The organism is Chryseobacterium sp. SIMBA_028, from assembly GCF_046535285.1.
Taxonomy (GTDB): Bacteria; Bacteroidota; Bacteroidia; order Flavobacteriales; family Weeksellaceae; genus Chryseobacterium.
In genome coordinates this window covers 1-271 of the sequence record NZ_JAWRWZ010000290.1, presented here as the reverse complement: position 1 = coordinate 271, position 271 = coordinate 1, and the positions used below count along the sequence as shown (strand labels likewise).

Sequence of the window (271 nt, the reverse complement as noted above, 5' to 3'; positions counted from 1 at the left end):
GCCGTCGTCGTGAATCCGAGGTAACCGAGCCAGCAACGGAGCGTGTCCGCCAGAACGCCTAGTTCCGTCCGCTGGTGGCGAGGTTCCGTCAGTTAGTGGCGAGGAATTCCCGCGCAGCTGTCACCAGTGCCTCGGTGCCATGAGTCAACGTCGGCTCGATGACAGGTGCAAAATGCGGGGAGTGGTTCGACGGGATGTCTTCCGGAAGGCGTCCCGTCGTCGCCCATTCCTGGAATAACGCCGGATCAGCGCCGCCGAGGAACCAGAAGAC

1 protein-coding gene is annotated in these 271 nt (G+C 62.7%); it reads right to left on the bottom strand.

Annotation, left to right across the window (positions count from 1 at the left end; genetic code table 11):
• Nucleotides 1–88: 88 nt before the first annotated feature.
• Nucleotides 89–271: hypothetical protein (locus SCA31_RS23505; protein WP_410699428.1), on the bottom strand; the 183-nt coding region annotated here is incomplete at its 5' end.